This window comes from Saccharibacter floricola DSM 15669 (assembly GCF_000378165.1).
Lineage (GTDB): Bacteria > Pseudomonadota > Alphaproteobacteria > Acetobacterales > Acetobacteraceae > Saccharibacter > Saccharibacter floricola.
On record NZ_KB899355.1, the window covers coordinates 1 to 5,419 of the forward strand.

The following is a 5,419-nucleotide window of genomic DNA, read 5'->3' on the forward strand; positions in this document are numbered from 1 at the left end:
CTAAGTGCCTGCCCAAAGGTTAAACCGAGTTGGTTGGCATCTTGGCTGGCATGATCCAACAGATCACGCATTTGCTGGTCCGCACTCTGAGGGCTTCCTCCAAGAAACGTTTGCCCTGTTGCCGAGACAATTTGTTGTTGGACATAATGCGTATCAAACCCGCGATCACCGAGGAACTGATAATCCTGCTCTGACTTCCCTAAACGCCCAAGAAGATAGTCTGACCCATAGAGGCCGGCGAATGTCGCGTAACGCGGGCGCGTCTCCAACAAATAATGCGTGCTCGGTGACGGGTTCGGTACAAAAAAACTCTTCCCAGCCGGGATGGAAGAAACAATCACGTTAAGATTAGCCGAAGGCACATGCAGCGTAGCGCCTGTAGCTAGGGGCTCTACTGAGGCCGCCCCTTGGCTGATCGCAGGTGGGCTATTTTGTCCTTGGGCCGAGCTCATTGGCCCCGCATGACCAGCCGCTATTGCTGTTGTGCCCGCCGTCGGACGACCACTTGGCCCGGACTGGTTCGTAATTGGCGTAATACCCCCACCCTGAGCCGGTATTATGGCACTAGGAGCAGATGAAGACGGCGGATTAATCGTCGTTCCGCGACTATCTGTCTGCCCACTTACCTCTGGTGGATGAACGTTTTGTCTTTGTTGCGCCGACGGCGACAATGCAGGCGGAACCTGTATGGAGGACGCATTATGATAGCTATCGCCAGACGTTGGAGGCAGGTGTAATGTCGTTCCTCCATTATTTGCTTGTGCGTAAGTCCCTGTTGACGTCAATGTACTTTGTCCAGTCATCGACGTAGCAGTTTGCGAGGTCTGAGCAGGAGTTAAGCCTCCTTGTGATGGCGGCTGTAAAGCCGGGCTCGCTCCCCCTTCATGAAGAGCTATTCCGCCTGCAAGTTGAGTAGCGTTCCCTTGTGTCGTCAAAGGCCCCTGACCACTATAAGACGACGTCAAAGCGCTTCCATCGGCCGCATGAGCCGCTTGCCCGAGAGCATTTCCTTGTCCAGATGCTGTGCTACTGGGTGTCATCCATGGCTGAGGGAACCCAGCCTTCGTTGGGACCGTCGCTATTGAGCCGTCAAACCCCGGAAGGGCCACCGCTTTATTCTGCGCAGCAGCTGTCGGTGTCACATATCCTTGATGAGACCCATTAAACCCCACTGTATCGTCAAAACCATAAAATGGTTGGGATATGCTCGTTTGTCCTCTAGTTTCGGGTGTTGTTTCTTGACGTGTTCTTGGCTGAGCGATCATCGTGCTGTTGGTGATTTTTCCGGATAATGTACCAACAAGATTATGCCCCGCTACAATCATGCTGCTTAGGCCTGGAAGAAGAATAATTGCTCCCCATGGTTCTTCAGGAGGGCGGTATCCCTTATGTCCCCCTGACGTCCAATTCGGGTCGCTCGCACTGGCTATGTAAGGGAGGCTCGTATGGGAGCTATCCCAACCACAGCCTGCATGGTCTTCACATATTACATAAAAATGCCGTGCATTTTGATAGGCTTTATTATCTAAACTTGTCCCGTTGAGGTACAAATCGTGGCCTGCTGATACAACACCAACGTAATTAGTAATCCCCCCTGTCGCATCTAACATTACATCATGCGCACCTACTAAAATAGGTTGAGCATGGTCTGCTGTATACGTCACATCTTGTGTATAAAAACGTCCTTGCCCTCGATTATGGTGTGGAGTTTCTGTGGATGCGTGCATGATAAGATAACCGGTCACTTGCTTCCCATGATCATCAAGCTGTCCAGTTACCGCCGGAATTTCTATTGTTCTTGTACCACGCCCCCAACTTTGAATAGTCTTCTCACCAGCATTTTTGTCTGCTTTTGGATCAACAGATGTATCTGCATTACTTTTAAGAGTACCAACTAGCGCATTCGTAATCGTATCAGCTCTCACAAGCAACGTACCCTGAGCAGCATCAGCTCTAATTTCTCCAGAGCGGTTTGTAACGGCCGCACTTCGACCCCCATTATTAGCCGCAATGGTGAGTGAACCGTTGTGACTGACAATACTTCCTTCATCATTAAGCAACGTTCCTGGAAGATGCAGCTGCATAGCGCCTTCAGAACGAATAATACCTGTATTATGGATGTCACTTTCACTTTGAAGCGACACAGCCCCATTTTGAGCAAATAGCGCCCCCTGATTGGTTATGCTATGCGCTGTAACGGAGGCGTTTCCGCCCAAGGCGAAGACCCCACCATTAGTACCCGACATATAATCACCTAATACGTTCAAGGTGACGTTACGCCCTGCTTGGAAGAAGTTATCACCATCAGTTGTCCGAGTCGTGATAGTTAAGTCCTTGGGCGCAATAAGAGTACCCATCCCTTGGGTTGTATCCACCGCAAGCTGAAGCCCTCCTTGCGTTTGCAGAAGGCCATAGGAACCATCTGATCCCTTCATTAGGGTCGTCAGAGCCGTGGGCCCACCTGCATCAATAACAAGATCACGGTCTAATGCTTGCTGTAAAATGCGCCCCCCGGTATTGTTTAACGTCTGCGTCGCAAGATACATCCCCCCGTTAGACTGAAGAGTGCCACCCGTATTATCTAACGTTCTCAGCCCATGATCCCCAGCAGACAGCGTCAATCCGCCAATACCTGCATTCACCACACCCGAAGCATCATTATCAAATGATGATGCTACAAGCGTTGCACCTCTTCCTGCTTGGAGCACACCACCATGATTATTCATCGTTCCCGTTACATGAGCGTTCAGATCGCCCACGTCAGAGAAAATCATACCGCCGGCATTATTCAGCCCCGCCCCTTGAAGGGTCAGTGTGCTTGAACTCCCAATTTTACCGCCAGCATTATCCAGCCCTGCACCTCCTGAAGAGGGCGCTTGTTGGTTCTCTAATGTCATCGTGCCTGCTGAAAAAAGCGTATGATGATTAACCAATGCGCCCGTAGCAGACACCCCTAACTGTGCTTGCTCCCCTTGTGCCGCTATCGTGCCCTGATTGGTGAGCCCCACTCCACCAAGTGTTACCGCGAGAGGGCCGGATAGAGAGACAATCATCCCTGTGTTCATCAGGCCTGGTGTGGTTAATGTGAGCCCCTTTCCACCTGAGAGGAGACCATTTTCTTCCAAAGGAGACGCAACATTCAACGTCAGATGATCAACCGAACTTACGATAGAATGCGTGTCGCTACTGACATCTGTGAGAGCTAAATTAACCGGCCCAGTTGCCTTAATTGCACCGCTCGCATTCGCTAGGTTCGTGGCGCCATGAGCGGCATTATTAAGGGTAATACCGCCCTCTAAACCAAGGATTTGGCCATTGCCATTGTCCATCCGCGCCGCTGTCAGGCTCATATCACGACCAGCTTGGAGGATGCCAGCTTGATTATCCACATAAGCGTCTGACATTCCAACCTGAAAACGCGCTCCAGATTGAATGACACCATGACGATTAAGAAGGGTGCCACTTTGCGCGACCACATCACCCGCAGCGCTTAATTGCCCATTATCATTAACGATTTTATTGGCTTGGACAGCCAAAGTGCCCGTATTAGCCCTTACATTTCCTGCATTATTAAGTAATTGAGCACTGGTAATCTGAACACCTGTACCATCACCTACCAGCATTCCATTTTGGTTATTTAATGTACCACCTGACTGAACTGCTAAACCCTTTGCACCGTAAACCGTTGCGGTATTCGTCACATCCTGTGCACTTGTCAGTGTCATGCCACCTGCAGAAAGAATCGTGCCATTATTCATTATATCAGCCCCTGAAAGGTGCTCAGAGCTGTTTCTATCGCGTTCTTCTATCGTTCCTTCGTTACGAATATCCCCTTGCAACGCCGTCAGGGATAAAGCCCCCTTCCCGCCCGTCAAAACACCCCGCACTCCATTGTGAAGAGACGATGCTTGTACGGTCAGTCCCTCGTTAGCGCCCAAGATCCCTTCATTATCAAACGCTCCCGGCAAAGAAAGCGTCATGGCTTGTTGAGAGACCAAGCGAGACGTCGCATCTGACGTATAATCAGCTAACGTTGTTTTTAAATCTCCATCAGACTCAATTTGCCCCCCTTCATTCAAAACAACCGGTGTTGAAAGAGTGAGTGTACCTTGCTGATTGACGAAATTTCCTCTCTGATTGTTAAATTGATCCGCTTCAATAAGAGCACCATGTCCTGCTTGTATTTTCCCTTCTTTATTTGAAACGGTCTTTGCTTTTAATGAAACATCATCTGCCTGCGTTAAAATCTCTCCATTATCATTGGCAATTCCATCCGCAACCATGCCGAGTGTACCTTGCTGAACACCAACCCGTCCTTGACGGTTATCCAGTTGCCCTGCCGCATGTAAGCTCATAGCCTTTGACGATAAAAGAAGCCCTGAATTAGAAAGCCCGGCCCCACTTTCTACAAGCATTGGACCAGCTGACGAAACGGTGCCACTATTAGAAAATGACGCAACGTTAATATGTAATACCGATGGCGTTACTGAATCATTTTGTGTCGAAATTGTCTGAACAATACCCGTATTTTGAAGAATCCCATTCCCTATAATAGTGAGCGCTTCACCAGCTCTGATCATTCCATTATTAGAGAGTATGCCTGAACTGTTGAGCGTTACATTCTTCTGGCTACTGAATGATGAAAGATCGTCAGAACGATAGCCTTGCAAGAGCGCGGTCACATCACCCGCAGATTGAAGCGTTCCATGCTGGTTATCAACATGAGACGCTGTCAGTGTAATGGAGCCCGCTTGGTTCAGTATCTTACCATTTTGGTTTGTGAGGTCACCCATAATACCGAGCTGTAAGCTTCCTTGAACGCTACTAATCACCCCAGAATTCGTCAGCGTCCCCTGCGTCGTGAACAAAAGCCCATCACGAGCCGCAATAATGGCCTGATTAGACACATCTTTATCTGCTTTTATGGAGAGTTTCCCGTTAGGAACGCGTATAACTCCCTGGTTATCAAGTCTCCCTGCACTTTGTAGTGTGATTGCTCCTTGATTAGAGAGCAGCCGTGCTGTCCCTGTATTACTTAAAGCCCCAGTTTGTATCGAAACATCGTGCTCTGCACCCAATATTCCTTCATTCGTCAACGCACTGGACGTCGTTACAGTCAGTGTATTACCAGCCACAACCGTAGACTCAGCGTCAGACCCGTAGCTCCCAAGCGTTGCCGTCACCGTCCCATTGCCCTGGATCGTGCCGCCGTTGTTGCTCACCGCTCCCGCTTGAAGCGTCAGGTCGCCTTGTCGGCTTAAGAGCGTTCCTTGCGTGTTCGTTAAGTCCCCAGAGCTCAGCGACAGAGCCTTATCAGCCTGCAATAGCCCGTTCTGGTTCGAGACTGCTCCATTGGAGGTCTTGACCGTCAGTGCCCCATTCGTCGCGATGATCTTTCCGCTCTCATTGTTCAGGCTCG

The 5,419-nt window shown here is 49.8% G+C and carries 1 protein-coding gene; it reads right to left on the reverse strand.

Annotation, left to right across the window (positions count from 1 at the left end; all coding sequences use genetic code 11):
• A partial coding sequence (locus F457_RS13100; protein WP_018981277.1) for a beta strand repeat-containing protein occupies positions 1-5,419 on the reverse strand: 5,419 nt, incomplete at both ends.